This window comes from Planococcus maitriensis (assembly GCF_003289925.1).
Lineage (GTDB): Bacteria > Bacillota > Bacilli > Bacillales_A > Planococcaceae > Planococcus > Planococcus maitriensis.
Genome location: NZ_QLZQ01000001.1, coordinates 407,474 through 427,019 on the forward strand (window position 1 = coordinate 407,474; position 19,546 = coordinate 427,019).

Consider the following 19,546-nt stretch of genomic DNA (forward strand, 5'->3'; position numbering starts at 1 on the left):
CGTCCAAGGGCGTGCCGGAGCAATGAGACAAGCGTTCTTCTTGGCTCATTGCGGGAGGCCAGCCCAAAGCGGGAGGCGGCTGGCACAGGGCGAAACATACATCGGAATATCCACTACGCTCACAAATCCAATTAAGCTACACCTAGTGGATGAAACGGATAAAGCTTGTGGCTCGATTTCTAAGGCAAGAAAAAATCCCCCTTCAGCTGATCAGCTGAAGGGGGATATGCTTTATGATTCTGCAGAATCAGTGTCTGCTTGCTGGGCATTGAAATAGATGGATGCGAAGACTTTTGCCGCCGTGTTCATCGCGTCTTCATTGAAATCGAAATTTTCGTGATGGTGTGGATAGACGAGCGTTTCGTCTGCCATTTTCGCGCCGACAAAGAAGTAGGCGCCTGGTTTCACTTGCGTGTAATACGCAAAATCCTCGACCGGCATGATCGGGTCGATGTCGATGACATTGTCTTCACCGACGACAGGGCGAGCGGAAGTGCGGACAATTTCCGCGGCTTCCGGGTGGTTCCAGAGCGAATCGTAGCCCGTCTCGACAATCACTTCAGCTTGTGCGCCCATGGCAGCGGCGACGTTTTCAGCGACTGAGCGGACGCGTTCGCTGGCGAGCTTGCGCAGTTCCGGATCGAACACGCGGATCGTGCCTTCCATGACGGCTTTGCTTGGGATGACATTATCGGCATCACCGGCATGGAATTTGCCGATCGACACGACGAGTTCTTTCAGCGGGTCTGCATTGCGGCTGACGATCGATTGCAGTGCGACCATGATGTGGCTCGCGGCAAGGATCGGATCGATGCCGGTATGCGGTTCGGCGCCATGGGTTCCGGAGCCGTAGACATTGATCTTGATGGCGTCTTCAGAAGCTTGCAGGTAGCCATCTCGGAGATAGACTTTTCCTGACTCCATCTTGCTTTGAAGATGCGCGCCGAATACGAGGTCGACGCCGTCGAGGCAGCCGTCTTCGATCATCGCGCGTGCACCGCCTGGGGACAGTTCTTCGCCGAATTGGTGGATCAGCACAATCGTTCCAGGGAGTTCGTCCTTGATCGCCATCATCGCCTTCGCAAAGCCGAGAAGGCCGGCGGTGTGGCCATCGTGGCCGCAAGCATGCATGACGCCTGGAATCGTCGATTTATAAGAAGCCTCTTTTTGGTCGTCGATCGGAAGCGCGTCAAAGTCAGCGCGGAAAGCGATTGTCTTGCCGGGTTTGCCGCCGCGGATCGTTCCGACGACGCCTCGTCCGCCGACACCCCGGCGCACTTCAACACCCATTTCCTCTAAGCGATCTGCGATATAAGCGGGCGTTTCCACTTCCTGATGGGACAGTTCCGGGTGCATATGGAGATGGCGGCGGATGCCCACCATTTCCTCTTGTAGGGAATCGATCAATGTATCGGTTTGTTTTAATAAGCTCATCAACAATAAACTCCTTTATCCTGAATAAATTTTACAAACACACTGACGCCATTATACGCCGTATTTCCGGAAGCATCAAAATTATTACGCTATTTCAAAAGTTTTTGTAGTATAATCATACAATACTACTTATAAATGGGGGCTTCATTATGAAAATCACTCAAGCACGATTGCATGCAGTGCGCTTTCCTTTGCATGAACCATTCATCATTTCCTATGCGACCTACCCGGACATGCCGTCTCTGATCCTTGAACTGGAAACGGATAACGGCTTGGTCGGCTATGGGGAAGCGGTGCCGGATGAGCATGTGACAGGCGAATATTTCACGGCGAGCTACGAAGTGCTGAAGGAATTGTTCCTGCCGGCCGTGATCGGCATGAACCCATTCGATATTGAAGCGATCCATCATAAGATGAAAGGGATTTTGGCAGGTAACCCGGCAGCGAAAGCCGCGGTCGACATCGCTTGCTACGACTTGATGGGGAAAGCTTCGGGACAGCCTGTCTATAATTTGCTCGGCGGGCAGTCGAAAGAGCATTTATCCTATCCGCGCGTTTTGAGCATCGAATCGCCTGAAATCATGGCGAAAAAAGCGAAACAGGCAGTCGAAGCGGGCTATGGTTCGTTGAAATTAAAAGTCGGGTCAGGAAATGCGCAATTGGATGTTGAACGAATCCTGGCAGTACGCAAGGAAGTCGGGGACTCCGTGCCGATCCGCGTCGATGTCAACCAAGGATGGAAATCGGTCGGGACAGCGGTCTCGGCGATCCGCCAGCTTGAAACTGCCGGGCTCAGCTGGGTCGAACAGCCGATTCGCATGGGCGATATCCGCGGCTTGGCGGAAGTGCGGCAGAAAACAGCGGTGCCGATTATGGCGGATGAAACAGTCCAATCGATGGAAGATTTACTCGAAATCATCCGTCTCGATGCAGCCGATGTCATCAATATCAAATTGATGAAATGCGGCGGGATTTTCCATGCGGTGCAAATGGCGAAAACCGCTGAAGCTGCCGGTATGCTATGCCAGATCGGCTCGATGGTCGAATCGTCGGTTGCATCAAGCGCCGGCTATCACGCGGCGATGTCACGGATCAATATCGAAAGCACGGAATTGACAGGGCCGCTATTATTCAGCGAAGAAATCGGCGACCTGGAATATGAACATCCATATGTACTCCTGAGCGGCAAGCCTGGGCTTGGCATTGAAGTCGATCCGGAGAAGCTGGAGAAATTGACGGTCACATCTTGCGCGGTGGGAGGCGATCTTGCATGACGGCAAAACCCGGAAAGCTTAAAAAAAGCGGAGGCAAGATCCCGCATACATACGCAATTTTATTTTTGATCATGATTGCGGCGATGGTCGCTTCGTATTTGATTCCAGCAGGGCAATACGAGCGGGAGGAAGTGGATGGGCGCACGGTCGTCATCGACAATTCCTTCGCGGAAGTCGAACAAAGCCCGGTCGGATTCTTTGAATTGTTCAAAGCGATTCCGACTGGGATGTCTGAAGCTTCAAGCATCATCTTCTATATCTTCCTGGTCGGCGGTGCGTTCGGCATCATCCGTGCGACAGGGGCGATCGAATCCGGTATCGCCAAAGTGGTCGATAAGCTTGAGAAGCGCGAAAAGTTTTTGATCCCGATCATCATGATCCTGTTTTCGGTATTAGGTGCCACAATTGGGATGGCCGAAGAAGTCATCATCTTCGTGCCAATCGGCATTGCAGTTGCACGGGCAATCGGCTTTGACGCCATGACGGGAACTGCGATGGTATCGCTCGGTGCGGCATCCGGTTTTATCGGCGGCATGCTCAATCCGTTTACCGTTGGGATTGCACAAGGCATCGCGGAATTGCAGATTTTCTCTGGAATCGGCTTCCGCTTCGGGGCGTATATTTTCTTCCTCGGCTTCGCGATCTGGTATGTCATGCGCTATGCGGCGAAAGTGAAAAAAGACCCGACGCAAAGCGTCATCTATGAAATTGAGAAACGCGCACAGAAATCATCGACAAAAGACCAGGCGGAAGCGCTCGGTGCGTTCAACTGGCGCCACGGCATGGTGTTCGTGTTCCTTGCAGTCGGCCTTGGCATCAATGTCTACGGCGTCTTTGAATGGGGCTGGTATTTGACGGAACTTGCCGCTTCGTTTGTCATCATTGGCTTTGCGGCAGGGCTTGTCGGGAACTTAGGCGTCAACCGCATGTTCGATGCTTTTGTCGACGGCATGAAATTGGTCGTCTTCGGTGCATTGATTGTCGGGTTTGCCCGTGCGATCCTGGTCATCATGGAGCAAGGGGTCATCATGGATACGATGATCCACGGCTTATCAAGCGTCATCAGCGGCTTGCCGAATGCTTTGACGGTCATCGGCATGTTCTTCACGCAAGTCGTCATCAACTTCTTCATTCCTTCCGGAAGCGGCCAGGCGGCAACGACAATGCCGATCATGACGCCGCTGTCGGATCTATTGTCCATCGAACGCCAAGTGGCGGTGCTTGCGTATCAATACGGGGACGGAATCACCAACTCCATCATCCCGACATCCGCTGCGTTAATGGGTTATTTAGCAGTGGCGGGTATCCCTTATGAAAAATGGGTGAAATTCGTTTGGAAACTGGTCGTCGGCTGGCTATTGATTGCGCTCGTCGCACTCGTCATCGCCGTCATGATCGGCGTATCCTGAATACAAAAAATCCCCAGTGCCAAGTGCACTGGGGATTTTCTTTGTTTAAATGGTATCCGTGTCTTGAATTAAATTCAAGAAGCGTTTGGTGCGTTCTTCCTGAGGTCGATTGAACACGGCGTCCGGTGTGCCGCGTTCGACAATCCTTCCACTGTCCATGAACAGCACTTCGTCGGCGGCGCCTTTCGCGAAACGCATTTCATGGGTTACGACGACCATCGTCATGCCTTCTTGTGCCAAATCTTTCATGACTTGCAACACTTCACCGACGAGTTCCGGGTCAAGTGCGGAAGTTGGCTCATCGAACAGCATGACTTTCGGTTCGAGTGCCAGCGCGCGGGCGATGCCGACGCGCTGCTGCTGTCCGCCTGACAGCTGGTACGGGTAGGAATCGGCTTTGTCCGACAATCCGACTTTCTCGAGCAGCGCCAAGGCTTTTTCTTTCGCCTGTGCTTTCCCTTTTTTCTGGACGGTTACCGGCCCTTCCATGATATTGTCGAGCACGGTCATATGAGGAAACAGGTTGTAATGCTGGAACACCATCGCCGATTGCTTACGGAATGCCGTGATCTGCTTTTTGGACATCGGCTTCGAGAAATCAGCGACAAGCCCGCCGATTTCAACAGTACCGGCGCTCGGCTTCTCAAGGATGTTGAGGCAGCGAAGAAATGTGGTCTTCCCTGAACCGGAAGGGCCGATGACGACAATGGTCTGCCCTTTTTCGACGTCGAGGTCGATGCCTTTAAGCACTTCCAGCTCGCCGAAGCTTTTATGCAAATTTTTAATTGAAATCATAATAAACTCCTATCTATGGATCGATCTGGATTTAACGGGAAACATAACGGTCAAAGCGGTTTTCCAATCGTCCTTGGACGAGTGACAGCGAGAAGCAAATGATCCAGTAGATCAATGCCGCTTGCCCGTAAAGAAGCAGGAATTCGTAATTGGTTGCAGCGATCTGCTGGGCGACGCGGAACATTTCCGTCACCAAGATCAACGCGGCAAGGGATGTGTCCTTGACCAGGCTGATGAAAGTATTTGATAGCGGTGGGACCGAGACGCGTGATGCTTGAGGCAAAATCACGCGCCGCAAAGTTTGGGAATAGGACATGCCGATTGTATCGGCTGCTTCCCATTGGCCTTTAGGAATCGACAAAATCGCCGCACGGATGACTTCCGAAGCATAGGCGCCGACGTTCAATGAGAATCCGATGACGGCAGCCGGGAAGGGGTCGATGGTGACGCCGATCGTCGGCAAGCCGTAAAACAGGATGAACAATTGGACGAGAAGCGGCGTTCCTCGGATGATCGAGACATAGACGCGCGCAATCCATTGGAAAATCCGGACGGTGGAGATGCGGGCAAGCGCAGTGACGATGGCCAGGAATAGCCCGAGGATAAAAGAAATGACCGAAAGCGGCAAAGTGAATTGCACAGCCGCTTCGATCAAAGGCAAGAAGGAGGACTGGGCGATGTCGCCGAGCCGCTCCAACCGTTCAGGGTTTGAGAAAATACTATTCAAGTACATTTTCGCCGAACCACTTATTAGAGATTTCTTCGTATGTGCCATCTTCGATCATTTCAGCAAGTGCCTCATTTGCTGCTTCAACGAAGGTGTCATTGCCTTTTCTGAACAATAACGCGCTTTGCGCCGCATCGCCAGATTCATCGACTACTTTAATGCCCGCATCCGGACGCTGGTTCTGGAAATCAAGCACAGTCAAGTTGTCGTTGACTGTCGCATCGACACGTCCTGATACCAATAATTCGATTGCCTGGTTAAAGCCTTCAACGCCTTCAAGCTCTGCGCCGTAAGAAGTAGCCATTTCGGCGTAATTGCTTGTCAATGACTGTGCCGAGAGCTTGCCTTCCAAATCATCGAAGCTTTGGATTTCTTCATTGCCTTCGGCTACGACGAGAACTGCCGTCGAAGTGATGTATGGATCTGAAAAATCATAGCTTTCCTGGCGTTCTTCGTTAATGCCGACTTGGTTGGCGACCATGTCAAAACGCTCTGCATCGAGACCTGCAAACATTGCATCCCATTGCGTTTCGAGGAATTCGGCTTCGACGCCGAGGCGTTCAGCGACTTCACGGGCGATTTCTACGTCAAACCCTGTCAATTCTCCGCTGTCATCATGGAATGTGAAAGGAGGGTATGTTCCTTCAGTGCCGATGACCAAAGTTCCTTCTTCCTGGATTTCAGCAAGCAAGTCCGTTTCGCCTTCTGTGCTGCTGCCCGAGTCTGTGTTGTCTGCATTATCGGAAGAGCCGCAAGCTGCTAGGAATAATGCAGCTGCACCGATCGGCAAAAATGCCCATTGTTTCTTCATCGATGGTTCCCCATTTCGTTAAATTATTGCCTTTATGGCGTTGTTGTTCTATTTAAGCATAATAAAGCTTACCTGTATAGTAGGTTTAATCAGCGGAGCAAAATAAGCAAAAGCCATTGTTTTTTTAAAGAGAACAATTTATAATGACTCTAACGAAAAGGTTGATATGAAAGCATTTAGAAAGATAAAAATGTCTTTTTAGGGCGGACAAATGTTTTATAGAAAAGGAGTGCTTGAAAATGAAACGAATCATGGTGACAGGAGCTTTAGGGCAAATCGGCTCGGAATTAGTAGGCAAATTGCGCGACACATATGGTGCGGAAAATGTATTGGCAACCGATATCCGGCCATCCGATAATCAGGACGGGCCATTTGAACTTTTGGACGTAACGGACGCAGAACGCATGCTCACTTTAGCGCGTGACTTCAATGCGGATACGATGATCCATATGGCAGCGCTATTGTCTGCGACTGCAGAAGAAAAGCCGCTGCTTGCATGGAACTTGAATATGGGCGGATTGGTCAATGCCCTTGAAGCAGCCCGTGAACTCGATATGCAATTTTTCACGCCGAGCTCGATCGGCGCATTCGGCCCCTCAACGCCGAAAAACGACACTCCGCAAGACACGCTTCAACGCCCGACGACGATGTACGGCGTCAATAAGGTAGCGGGGGAATTGCTTTGCGATTATTACTTCACGAAATTCGGCGTCGATACCCGCGGCCTTCGTTTCCCTGGCTTGATCTCGAACGTTGCGCCTCCAGGCGGCGGAACGACAGACTATGCCGTAGATATCTATTACCAGGCAATCGAAAAAGGCAGCTACACTTCCTATATCGCAGAAGGCACCCGCATGGACATGATGTACATGCCGGATGCGCTTCAGGCTATCATCGACTTGATGGAAGCCGATGCAGATAAGCTCGTGCACCGCAACGCATTCAACGTCACGGCGATGAGCTTTGAACCCGAAGAAATCGCGGCTTCGATCCGTAAGCATCTCCCGGATTTCAAGCTGAACTATGACGTCGACCCGGCGCGCCAGGCAATCGCAGACAGCTGGCCGGACAATATCGACGCCAGCGCTGCAAAAGACGAATGGAACTTCAAAACAGAGTATGATTTGGATGCCATGACGGCGGACATGCTGGAAAAACTGAAGCAAAAATTACAGCAGGCATAATGAAAAGGCGCTTTTCCGAAACTGGAAAAGCGCCTTTTGCATGAAGTGATTAGAATAATAAATGTGCGACACCGACGACGATCGGCAAAGCGATGACTGTGCGCAAAAGGAAGACGACGATCAAATCGAAAATATTGACCGGGATTTTGGAGCCGAGCAACAAGCCCCCGACTTCGGACATATAGATTAATTGCGTAACGGACATGGTCGCGACGACAAAGCGGGTCATTTCGGATTCGATGCCTGCACCGAGAATGGCCGGCAGGAACATATCGGCAAAGCCGACGACCATCAATTGCGCGGCTTCAGCGGCTTCAGGCACGCCAAGAAGGTTCAAATACGGCTCGAACGGTGCGCCGAGAATGACGAAAGTCGACGTGTATTCAGCGAGGATCAAGGCGATCGTACCGAAAGCCATGACGACAGGCGCTACACCAATCCACATGTCCAATACATTCTTCATGCCATCTGTGAAAAAATTGGCGACAGAGCGGTTGCGGTCCGCTTTTTCAAGCGCTTTTTCAAGGCCATGTGATGCCAGGCCTTGCCCATTCGGCACATCTTCAGAAACCGATTCCTGCGGTGAGCCATCCATGAATTCCGTTTTTTTCTGTGCCAGCGGATAAATGCGCGGCATAATGAGCGCCAAGATCAATCCGGCAAGAATAACGGTACCGTAATATGGAAGGAAATAAGAGCCAAGGCCGATTTCTTCGATAACAACGATGGCAAACGTGATCGAGACGACAGAGAAGGTCGTTCCGATAATCGCGGCCTCGCGCTGTGTGTATTTATTGTCTTCATATTGCTTGCTCGTCAGCAGGACACCGATCGTGCCATCGCCGACCCATGAGGCAAGCGCATCAATAGAAGAACGGCCCGGGAGGCGGAATAGAGGGCGCATGATTTTGACCATCATGGTGCCGAAAAACTCAAGCAGGCCGAAGTTCATCAAAAGCGGCAAGAACAGGCCGGCAAAAAGGAAGATCGTGAATAGGAATGAAAGCAGTCCGCTTCCTGACAACAGCAAGCCGCCTGTATTTTCGTTCCAAACTGGCTCAGGACCGACTTGGAATAATACCATGAAAGCAAAAACAGCAGCGACAACCCGCGTCAATGTCCAGAACAGGTTGACGTTGAACAATTTCTCGAAAAATGGGACGGTATCGGATGTATTTTCCTTTTTGCCGATAAAGAGCAACGAGCCGACTGCGGCAATCACCAGGATGGCGAGAACGACCCAAGGGACAAACGATTCGATTGCCCCAGCCATGAGATCAGCCAGTACGGCAATCGTGACTTTCCAGCCTTCATCCGTCGGAATCGGGATGAGGAACAAAAGGATCCCCAGTAACGAAGGAATCAGGAATAATAACCAAGTAGAAGCTGAAAACTTTTTCAAAATAGTATTCCCCTTTTCTCTTTATTGTATGATTAAACGAAAATTATACTAATTATACAACACTTTCCCCTTTGAAATCGCTGTCATTAGTAATGTTTATATTATCTGAAAACGACAGAAAATAATAGTATTTTTAAGAAAGAAAAACTTAGTGCTGAATATGGATAATATTGGCGTTATGTATTCATATATCCGCTTTTAAGGGTGGATGGCCGGAACAGGTTAGCGGGGCTTGTGCCGGGTTTCCAGGATTTATTGGTGATGCCTGGGCTAGCCGAAGGCCGATCATAAAAAAAATCCCGCCCCGCATGACAAAAAAATCCCGCCCCGCATGACAAAAAAATCATGCGGGGCGGGATTCGATTTAGGAACTTATTCGAAATCCTGGTCCCAACGGTAAGTATAGAACCGTTCAAGGGTCAGCCAGTTCTCGGTTTCGGTATCGCCATTTTGCAGCTTATGCTCCATTTCCTCGAGCATCCAGGCGGTTTGCGAGATATGCGCTTTCATCGAATTCATCTTATGCTCGCGTACGTCCTTGATATCATAGACGATGTCAGGCTGGCCGAGCACATCCAGCGTATTGTTGGCGAACGCCACGCAATGGAGTTTCGGGCGGTCTTCCATGCGGCGGACAGCTCGTACGACGGCGCGTGCCGTTGCTTCGTGGTCAGGATGCACCGCGAAATCGGGATAGAACGTGATGATCAAGGAAGGGTTGGTTTCTTCGATCAGCTCTTCCATCATGCGGACCATTTTCTCATCGTCTTCGAATTCAAGGGTCTTGTCGCGAAGGCCCATCATGCGCAAATCCGTCAAGCCCATCGCTTCGGCGGATGCGAGAAGTTCTTTCTTGCGGATGGCAGGCAAAGATTCACGCGTCGCAAACGGCGGGTTGCCGAGGTTGCGGCCCATTTCGCCAAGCGTCAAACAGGCGTATGTAACGGGCGTTCCTTGTTGGATGTGGGTCGTGATCGTTCCCGACACTCCGAACGCTTCGTCGTCGGGGTGGGGGAAGATGACCAGTACATGTCGTTCTTTCGGGATGGTCATTGAAATTCCTCCTTAATAGCTGAACGGTGTTTCGCTGAGCTGCAGCGCCACCGCCAATTTTCCAGATCCGTCATGCCCTGCGAGCAGCAAACGGCCTTGTTCATCGATTTCAAAATGGGTAATGCCTTGTGCATAAACCCAGCCTTGCGGGAGTTTCAGCCCGACGCGGTGCGGGCTGTCGCCTACGACTTTGCCCAATTCGAAGTTGATGACGACATTGCGGATGAATGCCCCGGCATTAAAAAAGCCTTCATTGAAATGGCTGGCGTAGCTGCCATTCGTCGTTTCCAGGTGAAGGTAGACATCCTTGCCGGCGAATGAATCGATCGCCGCTTGGAGTTGGTTGACTTCTACTAGTTCCATGGTGTGCCTCCTAATTAAATCGGTATTCTATCAGTATAAGGAACTCTGCGGATGAATGCGATTCCTACGCTCTAGGGAGAACAGAATAATGATAGAATGGGGGAAGAAGGAATTTTCCAAAAAAGGATGGGGAACATGAAAGCCTTATTGAATATTTTGATAGCCATTGCCGGAATCATCCTGGCCGGCAGCTTGCCGCTCCTGATTGCGGGATGGCTGGTGGGTGAGTGGAGATGGCAAGTATATTTCGAATCCATCCGAACCACGTTGGAGGGGCTTTGGCCGATTGGCGACATCGCCTTTTTTAATTTCAGGGCGGGACAGGAAATGGCGTTATTCCCGAATGTCTTCGCCTATATCGCCTATTCGCTTGAAATTTTATTTCTGGCTTTGATCGTGGCGGTTGCCGTCTCGGTGGCCTTGACGGTCATGACGATGCTGCTGCAGGAAAAAGTGCGCGAACGGGTGAAGATGGCGCTTTATTTTTTGGAATCGATCCCGGATCTCCTGATCATCATGCTGGCGCAGCTTCTGGTCATCGCGTTTTTCAAGCAGACGGGCATTTTGGTGTCGAAAATCGCTGTGGCTGGGGATGACCGCATCTACTGGTTGCCGGTCCTGTGCCTCGCCATTTTGCCGACGATTCAGCTGTATCGCCTGTCGATGCTGACGTTCCAGGAAGAAGAGCGCCAAATGTATGTGGAACTGGCGCGCGCACTCGGCTTTTCAAAAGTGTACATCGTGCTCGTCCATATGTTCCGCAATGCAATCATCAGCGTCTTTTTCCAGTCCAAAAAGACGATGTGGTTCATGCTGTCGAACCTGTTTGTATTGGAATTGATGTTCAATCTTCCAGGCATCATGTTGTTTCTGAGCGGCAATATGCATCCGATGGGCTTTTTGGTCACCATCTTCAGCTTTTTCCTGCCGATGTTCCTGCTATATGCATTCGGCGAATGGTTTTTCGTTTCCCGCCGGAACCAAAAGGCGGTGGGGTAAATGTGGAAGCAGCCTTATTTTGTCATCGGCTTCAGCATTCTCGCCTTTTTCCTCGCCGGCAGTTTTGTCTATGAATGGATTTGGGGAAATGTCCCCCGTCAAATCCATTACGTGATGGAAAACGGCCGGGCGGTGGAAGGAGCCCCTCTTTCACCAAGCTGGCAGTATCCGCTCGGGACAGACCAATACGGCTATGACTTGCTCGGGAAACTGATGCTCGGCGCCAAATACACCATCCTGGCCGCATTGGCCGTAGCTGCCTCGCGCATGCTGATCGCTGTGCCTGCCGGTTACCTACTCGGCACTTATTTGGACAAGCATCGCAAATGGCTTTCAAGCTTTGCCGATTCGATGCATTATATCCCGCTGACTTTGTTCGCGGCTTATGTGCTGACACCGGTATTGTGGATGCCGGAGGAAGGGTTTTCGACCACATTATGGGAACGCATTGCCATACAAGTGGTGATGATGGCGCTATTGACGGTGCCGATCGTGTCGATCCTCATCGCCAATGAAGCGGCATTGCTCAGGGACAAGGAATACATACTCGCCGCCAAGACACTCGGCGCCGGGCGTTTTCGCATCATCCGCAAGCATCTGTATCCGCAAATGCGCGAGAAAATCGCTGTTCTGTACGGCCAGCAAGTGATGGAAACCTTTATCGTCCTTGCGCATCTCGGCTTGCTGAATCTGTTTCTCGGCGGCACCAAAGTCAGCTATGACCCGTTGTTCGGGGACCCGCCGATGTCGATTTCCTATGAATGGGCAGGACTGTTCGGCTCGACTTTCCGCTATCTGCAAGGGGCGCCGTGGCTGCCGCTTATGCCAGTGTTGTTTATCGGGCTGGCCATCTTCTCGGTATCCTTGATGATGGAAGGCTATTTGCGTTCGAAAAATCCGGACATCAAAAGAACCCGCCAAACGGCACAAGACGAGCCAGTGGTCGATTGGAACCGGCAACAGCTGCGTGAAAAAATGGTCCGGTTGAAAAATGAAGATTTCCCTAAATGAATCTGCATATATGAACATTCACCCAAGGAGAGAGTTCGCGGGCGAAACATTTCCAGTCGGAATACGGCAATATAAAAGGAGGGCGCCCAGGCGCCCTCCTTTTATATCTTATTGACTTACAATTCCACAACCTCGACTTCAGCTTTGTGGAATTTATTCGCAGCGCCATGCATGACAGGGCCGACATATTCATTGAGCTTCCAGCCATGTGCAATCGCTGTAGAGACGAAGATTTTCGCGTTGTAGACCGCATCTTTGACCGATTGGCCGTTAGCCAGATTGGCTGTGATTGCCGCGGCGAATGTACAGCCGGCGCCATGGTTGTAGGTCGTGTCGGTTTTCTCAGCCGTCAATAGGTAATGTTTTTCCCCGTCGTATAATAGGTCGGCTGCTTTTTCATGCTTCAATTGCTTGCCGCCTTTGATGACGACGAATTTCGCGCCGTGTGCATGGATCTTTTCCGCCGCTTTTTGAAGGTCTTCAACCGTGTGAAGCGTGCCGAGACCGGATAATTGGCCGGCTTCGACGAGGTTCGGTGTTACGACTTTTGCATTCGGCAGCAAGTATTTGACCATCGCATCGACGTTTTCAGGGAACAGTACTTCGTCTTCGCCTTTGCATGCCATCACCGGGTCGATGACAACATCGGTGATGCCGGATGCTTCGATGGCCTTGCCAGCCATTTCGATGATATCGACGGTCGGCAACATGCCGGTCTTCAAGGCGTCGATCCCAGTCGAGAACGCTGTTTTCAATTGGGCATCAAGCGTATCGAGAGCGATTGGGTGGATGCCGTGGCTCCAATGATTGTCCGGGTCCATCGTGACGATGACCGTAAGTGCGTTCATGCCGTAAGTGCCGTGTTCCTGGAACGTCTTCAGGTCGGCCTGGATGCCAGCGCCGCCGGAAGTATCGGATCCTGCGATGGTGAGTGTCTTTTTGAGTGTCATAAGTCAATCTCCTTTAGGCTATTTAGTCATTGAGCTAATTTTATAGAAATTTTGCATCTTTTACAAAGGTTTGGGCCTGTGCGGCCAAGCTAAAGCAAGGGCTGTCGCGATAGAAGCCAGCGAAAAGGCAAGCGTGAAGCCCCCGATCACCCAGTGGCCGCTAGTGAAGAGGCCCAAAGCCATCACCAATGTCAAAATGGCTGCTATAACAATCAAGCCGATCAGGCAGCCCATGCCGGCGCGTTTTGCGCTTTCAGGTGCACTATCGCCTTTCGTTTTGGAAATATCAGAGATTCGTTGCCGCCAGTCTGCCATATGATTCCGCCCCTTTTCTCCATCGTAACACGGCGGGGGGGCAAATTGAAGCGCTTGCAGACGAAGAAGACTAGAGAAAAAGAGAACGGGTATTGAAAAGAAAAGTTATTTATCGGAGGAGTAGATATCATGGCAAAGCAAATTTTCAGCAATGATTGGCAGGAAATCCTAGGGGGGGAATTCGGCAAAAGCTATTACCGGGAATTAAGGGAGTTCCTCAAAGAAGAATACGCAAAAGAAACCATCTACCCGGTAAAAGAAAATATTTGGAATGCTTTTGAACATACGGCTTATCAAGACGTCAAGGCGGTCATCCTTGGCCAGGATCCATACCACGGGCCGAACCAGGCACAGGGCTTAAGCTTTTCCGTTCAGCCAGGCATCGCACATCCGCCGAGCCTGCGTAATATCTTCAAGGAACTCGAAGACGACATTGGCTGTGAAAAGCCGGTGGATGGGACTTTGACGAAATGGTCTGACCAAGGGGTGCTCATGCTCAACACCGTCTTGACGGTAAGGCAAGGGCAAGCGCATTCGCACCAGAAAAAAGGATGGGAGCAGTTTACGGATGAAGTGATCCGGAAATTATCGGAACGTGAAGCGCCGGTTATCTTCATTTTATGGGGCAAACCGGCGCAGATGAAAAAACGCCTGATCGATACCGAACGCCACGACATCATCGAAGCCCCGCATCCGAGCCCACTCAGTGCACATCGCGGATTTTTCGGAAGCCAGCCCTTCTCAAAAGTGAACAAGCTGTTACAATCGCGCGGCCAGGAGCCGATCGACTTCTGCCTGGACTGACGGACAGCGCCTGCGCGTGGTAAACTGGATAAGACAAATAGCGAGAGGGGGCCATGACCAATGGGCATCGAAACGACACGCATTTTAGACGAAATCGACAAGCATACGGCCCGCGCGCGGGAAGGCGAACCCGAGAAGATCCGGGAATCCCTCGCCGCTATACGGGCCTTGTGCGACCTGCTTCTCGAAGACGGTATTCAAGCGCCGAAAAAACCGCGCGCCATGCCGCTTGCAGTGGCGGAACCGGTGAACCGGCCGCAGTCGGTTCCATCAGCCACGAGGCTTCAGGAAGAAGGCGCTAACGGCGATTCGCTTTTTGAATTTTAACAGGGAAAGAGGACAAAACAAATGAAATTTTTCTTGATAGCGGGAGCGGTCAATGGGCTGCTGTCCGTCGCTCTAGGCGCTTTCGGGGCACATATGCTCGAAGGTCGCGTAGCGGATAAATATTTGGATACATGGCAGACGGCGGTGCAATACCAAATGTTCCATTCGATCGGCTTGATCGCCATCGCTATTTTGATGAGCTCGGCGCTCCTCGGCCCGCTCGGTTCACTCAGCTGGGCAGGGTATTTGATGCTTGCTGGAATCGTGATTTTCTCAGGCAGCCTGTACGTCCTGAGCTTGACGGGCATCAGCGTTCTTGGGGCCATCACGCCCATCGGCGGCGTCGCGTTCATCGCGGGATGGGTTATGCTCATCATCGCAGCGTCGAAAGCATTATAATCAGAGGGAGAAAACTGCCTGCATGGCATATGCAGGCAGTTTTTATATTGGCAAGAACATTTCCATTGCTCAGAAGAATGGAAATTTTAGCAGATTAGGTTAAGTTTTTGTAAATATGTTGTATCTCTATTATGGCTAGTCATACAATGGATAAGGTTTGATTAACGGATAAGGGTGTAGATACATATGAAACAGCAAGCTCATATTTTTGACATACATGTGATGAGGGCAGTCGGCTGCTTGATGGTCGTGCTCGTCCATGTATCGGCGTTATATTATGTCCAGCGCGGGGAATGGGAGGATGTCATTTTATTCCTCAACCAGGCAAGCCGATTCGGCACACCGATCTTTGCCATCGTCAGCGGGCTATTATTGTTTTTACAAGTGAAGAACAAAGGGTTTTTCTTCCGGCGATTCTTCTCGTCGCGTTTGCAGAAAATCGTCATTCCCTTCCTGTTCTGGACAGCCTTTTATTTGTTTTACCTTTGGCTGGTCTTCGGGGCGAACCCGCTTGACGCAGGAATCAAGCGCTTTTTATTCGAAGTGGCGTTCGGGGAGACCTATTCCCATCTTTATTTCATTTCCATCGTGCTGCAATTCTATTTGATTTTCCCTTTGTTGCAGTTGATCAAGGGCAAGGCGGCTTGGATTATTGCATTGATAGGATCAGCGATCATCCATGTTTACGCGATGAAATTCATGGACCCGTCGCAGTTTGACGGTTTGCTTGGGATGATTATGGAACAGCGCGCCTTTTTGCCGAAATGGATTTTCTTCTTCATCTTCGGCGGTTTCCTTGCTTATAACTGGGAAGCGGCGAAGCGATGGGCGTATAAATGGAGAGTCGGTTTATTCGTCGGGGTGCTGTTGATTCTCTATTTCGCGGCGGTCGAATATGAATGGGGACGTTACATAGGATCCAACCGGGTTTCCAATATCATCAATTTGCCGATCCTCATTTTATTCATCATGGCCATTTCCGGGAAAATCGCACGAAATCCATTGCTCCATACTCTAGCATCCAAGCTTGGGGCTATGTCGATGGGTGTCTATTTAATCCACCCCTTCGTCATCAATATGCTGCAGCGCAATTTGCCTGAAGGCGTATGGACGCTTTCCTTATTTCCGCTATGGTATGTAGTGGTGATGGCGATTACGGTCGGAATCATCATGCTTGTCCAGAAATTGCCGTTTGGCCGCGTCATATTGACGGTGCCTTCTGTCAAAAGGGTCAAGCCGTCCACGGATAATGGTAATAAGGGCTTAACGGAAGCTTGATGAAAGCCCGGCAGTAAAAATGAACAACATAAAAAGTTGCCTGCAATGTGCAGGCAACTTTTTATGTTCGTGTTATGGAGCTTAGCAATTGCTTTAATTTTTCAGGATTGTCCACTTTTAGCGCGATTTGCGAGACTGGGCGCGTCTTTCCGAAAAACAGCACCGCTTGCTGGGAAATTTTGAAATTGATTACCACTTCAGGGTCAGTTTCTTCAAAATCCTTGGCGACGAATTCCAGCGCATCGGCTTCAGGTTCAGCACCCCAACGAACCGCTCCAATCGAGTCGAGGGGTACGCTGATTCGTTTGTTCAACCCTAACGATACATTCAAGTTTCCGTTTGTGACGGTTAAGGGGTTCAAGCGGGTAGCCTGTATATCACCGATGAAATAGATGACGCTATAGATATTCAAGACGAGCAGGACAATTGAAAGCAAAGCGGATTTATCGTGCAGCCACCAATGGATGCCGATGGTCTCGATGATGATGGCATGGATGAGCATGACGGTAAATGCGATGGAACTCGTATTTTTATGGAGGGTGATGGACGTCGCATCCTCGACCGGCCGCCTTTTCCAAGTGAAGAAAGCATAGTAGAAAGCGAGTGCTTCGGATAGCAGGATATTGATGAGTGGGTTCGGCTTGATTTTCCCGTGCACTGCTGGAAACAGTGTGAAAAGCGGGCTGCCTGCTCGCTCGGCCATGGCACGCCGGATTCCCGGGATATGGATGAGCAATAAGCCGAGTAGGGCCAGTTCCGCTGCCAGCACAAGCACTTCAATCGCGAGGCCGAAATAGAACAGCAAGGCAAACGGTTCGAAATAGAGAGCGGGAATGATGAGGCGTGCCGTGATCAGCCCGGCTGCAATGAATCCGATCAATTGTTTGGCGTTCAGGCGAAAAGAAGCAAGCAGCAATAATGGCGCGACTACGGCGAAATCTACCAAAGAGCCGGCAACGAGCCAAAATGTGTCATCGGGAACAATGGATGCGGAAAAAGGAGAGCGATAGACTAAAAAATTGCTGAGGAGTACGAGAAGCAATAAAGCGAAAGCCCATTTTGCATAGTTTGTCTGGCGCATCACGAACATACAAACACCCCATTTTTCTTTTAATATACCCGAAGTGAGGGTGGAAGTGTCGATAGACATGTGGCAAAAACAAGAAAAACGGGGTTTTTTTGAAGAGATGCCAATGGTGTTCTGTGGATGAAAAAAAACGCCGCATCCCAATGAAGGGATGCGGCGTTATGGTTGAATTTATACTTCGAGGAATTTCTCGGTTTTCTCTTTGTCGAGAATCGTGCCGACATAGAACGAGCCGAATTCGCCGTAACGGGCGGATACTTCGTCGAAACGCATTTCATAGACGAGCTTCTTGAATTGGAGAACGTCTTCTGCAAACAAGGTGACGCCCCATTCATAATCGTCGAATCCGACAGAACCGGAAATGATCTGTTTGACTTTGCCGGCATAGCTGCGGCCGATTTTGCCGTGTGACAGCATCAAATCTTTGCGCTCCTGCATCGGCAGCATGTACCAGTTGTCATTGCCTTCACGGCGCTTGTCCATCGGGTAGAAGCAAATATACTGCGAACGCTGGAGTTCCGGGTACAGGCGCGAGCGGACATGCGGGTTTTGGTAAGGATCTTCATTGCTTTCGCCTGACAGGTAGTTCGACAATTCCACGACTGAAACGTAGGAATACGTCGGCACGGTGTAGGCGATCAAGGTCAATTTATTGTATTCGGTTTCGAGCTCGCGCAATTCGTCCATCGTTTCACGCAAAAGCATAAGCATGATATCAGCTTTTTGCCCGATGATGGAATAAAGTGCGTGGGCACCGGTTTTGTTTTCGTCGGCTTGATTGACTTTCTCCATGAAGCCGTTGAATTCGTCGATCGCGAATTGACGCTCTTCGTCGGTCAACATTTTCCATGCGACCCAGTCCATGGAACGGAAATCGTGGAGCACGTACCAGCCGTCTAATGTGATTGCTGCTTCATTCATCAGTAGAACACTCCTTTTATATGAATCTCTCTTCCACAGTTTATCATATGCAGGACATAAGTTCCTATCCGAATGCGGCCTGTCACCAATTTGACATGGGCACAGTGCCTTTTCAGCCTGCACTGAAAAGGGTAAACTGAGAAGAGCGAACTTAAAAGAGGAGAATGACAGCATGGCTTTATTTATGGAAGACAAAAACTGGCGCTTTTGGGACCAGTCATTGAGCGCGCGCAAGCGCTCGGCGCTCGAATCGTTTGCAGCGGACGATACGCTATGCGAACTGGTCGGCTCGCAGAAAAGCCCGCCGACCGTCCGGACCTGGGTGCACGATGACACGGTCGTCCTTGGCATCCAGGACCATCGCTTGCCGCATATCGATCAAGCGATGGCAGTCTTGGAGGATAATGGCTACCAGGCCATCGTCCGCAATTCGGGCGGCCTTGCCGTCGTCCTGGATTCCGGCGTGTTGAATATTTCCATCGTCCTGTCGGAGAAAGAGGGAGCCATCGACATCCCGCAAGGCTACGATATGATGGTCGAGCTCGTTGAAGCCTTGTTTCCGGAAGCGGAAATCGATGCTTACGAAATCGTCGGTTCGTATTGCCCGGGCAGTTACGACCTGAGCATCGGTGGCAGGAAATTCGCGGGCATCTCACAGCGCCGCATCCGCCGCGGCATCGCGGTGCAAGTATATCTGTGCATCGAAGGAAGCGGCGCGGAGCGGGCGGAAGTGATCCGCGAATTCTACGAAGCGGGCAAGCAAGGGGAAGAGACGAAGTTCAGCTACCCAGAGATCCAGCCGGCAGTGATGGCATCGCTCAGCGAATTGCTCGGCCGCGACATTACAGTCCCTGAAGTGGTGCTCGATTTGCATGCGCTGCTCGGTTCGCCGGCTCCGCTGCCGCTCCAGGAAGAAGAGTTCGATTTGTATTCGTTCTATTTGAAGCGGGTGCTTGAGCGCAATGAAAAAATGCTCGAACGGACGCTTGAATGAGCGTTCAAT

21 protein-coding genes are annotated in these 19,546 nt (G+C 50.8%); 10 read left to right on the forward strand and 11 right to left on the reverse strand.

Features of this window, described 5'->3' with window-relative positions; translation table 11 throughout:
- Positions 1 to 231 precede the first annotated feature (231 nt).
- Positions 232 to 1,434 (reverse strand): M20 metallopeptidase family protein, encoded by a 1,203-nt coding sequence (locus tag DP119_RS01980; protein WP_112230360.1) that lies wholly within the window; start codon positions 1,432 to 1,434, stop codon positions 232 to 234.
- A 149-nt stretch (positions 1,435 to 1,583) separates the two neighbouring features.
- On the opposite strand from DP119_RS01980, the gene DP119_RS01985 reads away from it, so the two are divergent.
- Positions 1,584 to 2,708: a mandelate racemase/muconate lactonizing enzyme family protein gene (locus DP119_RS01985; RefSeq protein ID WP_112230362.1), complete on the forward strand. Its 1,125-nt coding sequence runs from the start codon at positions 1,584 to 1,586 to the stop codon at positions 2,706 to 2,708.
- Entirely contained in the window at positions 2,705 to 4,117 is a 1,413-nt protein-coding gene (locus DP119_RS01990; RefSeq protein WP_112230364.1) for a YfcC family protein, read from the forward strand. The genes DP119_RS01985 and DP119_RS01990 overlap by 4 nt, the downstream gene beginning before the upstream one ends.
- Before the next feature lie 45 nt (positions 4,118 to 4,162).
- Here the strand turns inward: DP119_RS01990 and DP119_RS01995 are convergent, their stop codons facing one another.
- From DP119_RS01995 to DP119_RS02005, 3 genes are read right to left on the reverse strand one after another with little or no spacing between them, the layout of a single operon-like run.
- A complete protein-coding gene (locus DP119_RS01995; protein ID WP_112230366.1) occupies positions 4,163 to 4,912 on the reverse strand; it encodes an amino acid ABC transporter ATP-binding protein in 750 nt (249 codons plus the stop codon).
- Positions 4,913 to 4,943: 31 nt separating this feature from the next.
- Positions 4,944 to 5,645 (reverse strand): amino acid ABC transporter permease, encoded by a 702-nt coding sequence (locus DP119_RS02000; protein WP_101191360.1) that lies wholly within the window; start codon positions 5,643 to 5,645, stop codon positions 4,944 to 4,946.
- Positions 5,632 to 6,450: an amino acid ABC transporter substrate-binding protein gene (locus DP119_RS02005; protein WP_112230368.1), complete on the reverse strand. Its 819-nt coding sequence runs from the start codon at positions 6,448 to 6,450 to the stop codon at positions 5,632 to 5,634. Before DP119_RS02005 ends, DP119_RS02000 begins: the two co-directional genes overlap by 14 nt.
- Positions 6,451 to 6,689: 239 nt before the next feature.
- On the opposite strand from DP119_RS02005, the gene DP119_RS02010 reads away from it, so the two are divergent.
- On the forward strand, positions 6,690 to 7,634 hold the full coding sequence (locus tag DP119_RS02010; RefSeq protein WP_112230370.1) for an L-threonine 3-dehydrogenase: 945 nt from the start codon (positions 6,690 to 6,692) through the stop codon (positions 7,632 to 7,634).
- 49 nt (positions 7,635 to 7,683) lie between these two features.
- Here DP119_RS02010 and DP119_RS02015 read toward each other — a convergent pair whose 3' ends face one another.
- From DP119_RS02015 to DP119_RS02025, 3 genes are all read right to left on the reverse strand, one after another.
- Positions 7,684 to 9,036: a YjiH family protein gene (locus tag DP119_RS02015; RefSeq protein WP_112230372.1), complete on the reverse strand. Its 1,353-nt coding sequence runs from the start codon at positions 9,034 to 9,036 to the stop codon at positions 7,684 to 7,686.
- A 372-nt stretch (positions 9,037 to 9,408) separates the two neighbouring features.
- Positions 9,409 to 10,089, reverse strand: a complete 681-nt coding sequence (gene bshB2 / locus DP119_RS02020) for a bacillithiol biosynthesis deacetylase BshB2 (protein ID WP_112230374.1) — start codon at positions 10,087 to 10,089, stop codon at positions 9,409 to 9,411.
- Positions 10,090 to 10,101: 12 nt separating this feature from the next.
- Entirely contained in the window at positions 10,102 to 10,452 is a 351-nt protein-coding gene (locus DP119_RS02025; RefSeq protein WP_112230376.1) for a YojF family protein, read from the reverse strand.
- A 135-nt stretch (positions 10,453 to 10,587) separates the two neighbouring features.
- On the opposite strand from DP119_RS02025, the gene DP119_RS02030 reads away from it, so the two are divergent.
- The gene (locus tag DP119_RS02030; protein ID WP_240616358.1) at positions 10,588 to 11,451 is read left to right on the forward strand and encodes an ABC transporter permease subunit; all 864 of its coding nucleotides are present in this window, start codon (positions 10,588 to 10,590) and stop codon (positions 11,449 to 11,451) included.
- Positions 11,452 to 12,462 (forward strand): ABC transporter permease, encoded by a 1,011-nt coding sequence (locus tag DP119_RS02035; RefSeq protein ID WP_112230378.1) that lies wholly within the window; start codon positions 11,452 to 11,454, stop codon positions 12,460 to 12,462.
- 116 nt (positions 12,463 to 12,578) lie between these two features.
- Here the strand turns inward: DP119_RS02035 and pdxK are convergent, their stop codons facing one another.
- Both pdxK and DP119_RS02045 read right to left on the reverse strand, forming a co-directional pair.
- Positions 12,579 to 13,412, reverse strand: coding sequence for a pyridoxine/pyridoxal/pyridoxamine kinase (gene pdxK, locus DP119_RS02040; RefSeq protein WP_112230380.1), 834 nt, complete (start codon positions 13,410 to 13,412; stop codon positions 12,579 to 12,581).
- 60 nt (positions 13,413 to 13,472) lie between these two features.
- Positions 13,473 to 13,727 carry a hypothetical protein gene (locus DP119_RS02045; protein ID WP_112230382.1) on the reverse strand — a complete coding sequence of 85 codons (255 nt, stop codon included), beginning with the start codon at positions 13,725 to 13,727 and terminating at the stop codon, positions 13,473 to 13,475.
- Positions 13,728 to 13,856: 129 nt separating this feature from the next.
- Between DP119_RS02045 and DP119_RS02050 the strand changes: the two genes are divergently transcribed.
- From DP119_RS02050 to DP119_RS02065, 4 genes are all read left to right on the forward strand, one after another.
- Entirely contained in the window at positions 13,857 to 14,531 is a 675-nt protein-coding gene (locus DP119_RS02050) for a uracil-DNA glycosylase (protein WP_112230384.1), read from the forward strand.
- 60 nt (positions 14,532 to 14,591) lie between these two features.
- Entirely contained in the window at positions 14,592 to 14,858 is a 267-nt protein-coding gene (locus tag DP119_RS02055) for a YwdI family protein (RefSeq protein WP_112230386.1), read from the forward strand.
- A gap of 21 nt (positions 14,859 to 14,879) precedes the next feature.
- Positions 14,880 to 15,257 (forward strand): DUF423 domain-containing protein, encoded by a 378-nt coding sequence (locus DP119_RS02060; RefSeq protein WP_112230388.1) that lies wholly within the window; start codon positions 14,880 to 14,882, stop codon positions 15,255 to 15,257.
- A 186-nt stretch (positions 15,258 to 15,443) separates the two neighbouring features.
- A complete protein-coding gene (locus DP119_RS02065; protein WP_112230390.1) occupies positions 15,444 to 16,535 on the forward strand; it encodes an acyltransferase in 1,092 nt (363 codons plus the stop codon).
- A 61-nt stretch (positions 16,536 to 16,596) separates the two neighbouring features.
- Here DP119_RS02065 and DP119_RS02070 read toward each other — a convergent pair whose 3' ends face one another.
- Together DP119_RS02070 and hemQ are read right to left on the reverse strand one after the other, a co-directional pair.
- A complete protein-coding gene (locus DP119_RS02070; RefSeq protein ID WP_112230392.1) occupies positions 16,597 to 17,625 on the reverse strand; it encodes a beta-carotene 15,15'-monooxygenase in 1,029 nt (342 codons plus the stop codon).
- A 168-nt stretch (positions 17,626 to 17,793) separates the two neighbouring features.
- A complete protein-coding gene (gene hemQ, locus DP119_RS02075) occupies positions 17,794 to 18,543 on the reverse strand; it encodes a hydrogen peroxide-dependent heme synthase (RefSeq protein WP_112230393.1) in 750 nt (249 codons plus the stop codon).
- A gap of 172 nt (positions 18,544 to 18,715) precedes the next feature.
- Between hemQ and lipL the strand changes: the two genes are divergently transcribed.
- Entirely contained in the window at positions 18,716 to 19,537 is an 822-nt protein-coding gene (gene lipL, locus DP119_RS02080; RefSeq protein WP_112230395.1) for an octanoyl-[GcvH]:protein N-octanoyltransferase, read from the forward strand.
- The last annotated feature ends 9 nt before the right edge of the window (positions 19,538 to 19,546 follow it).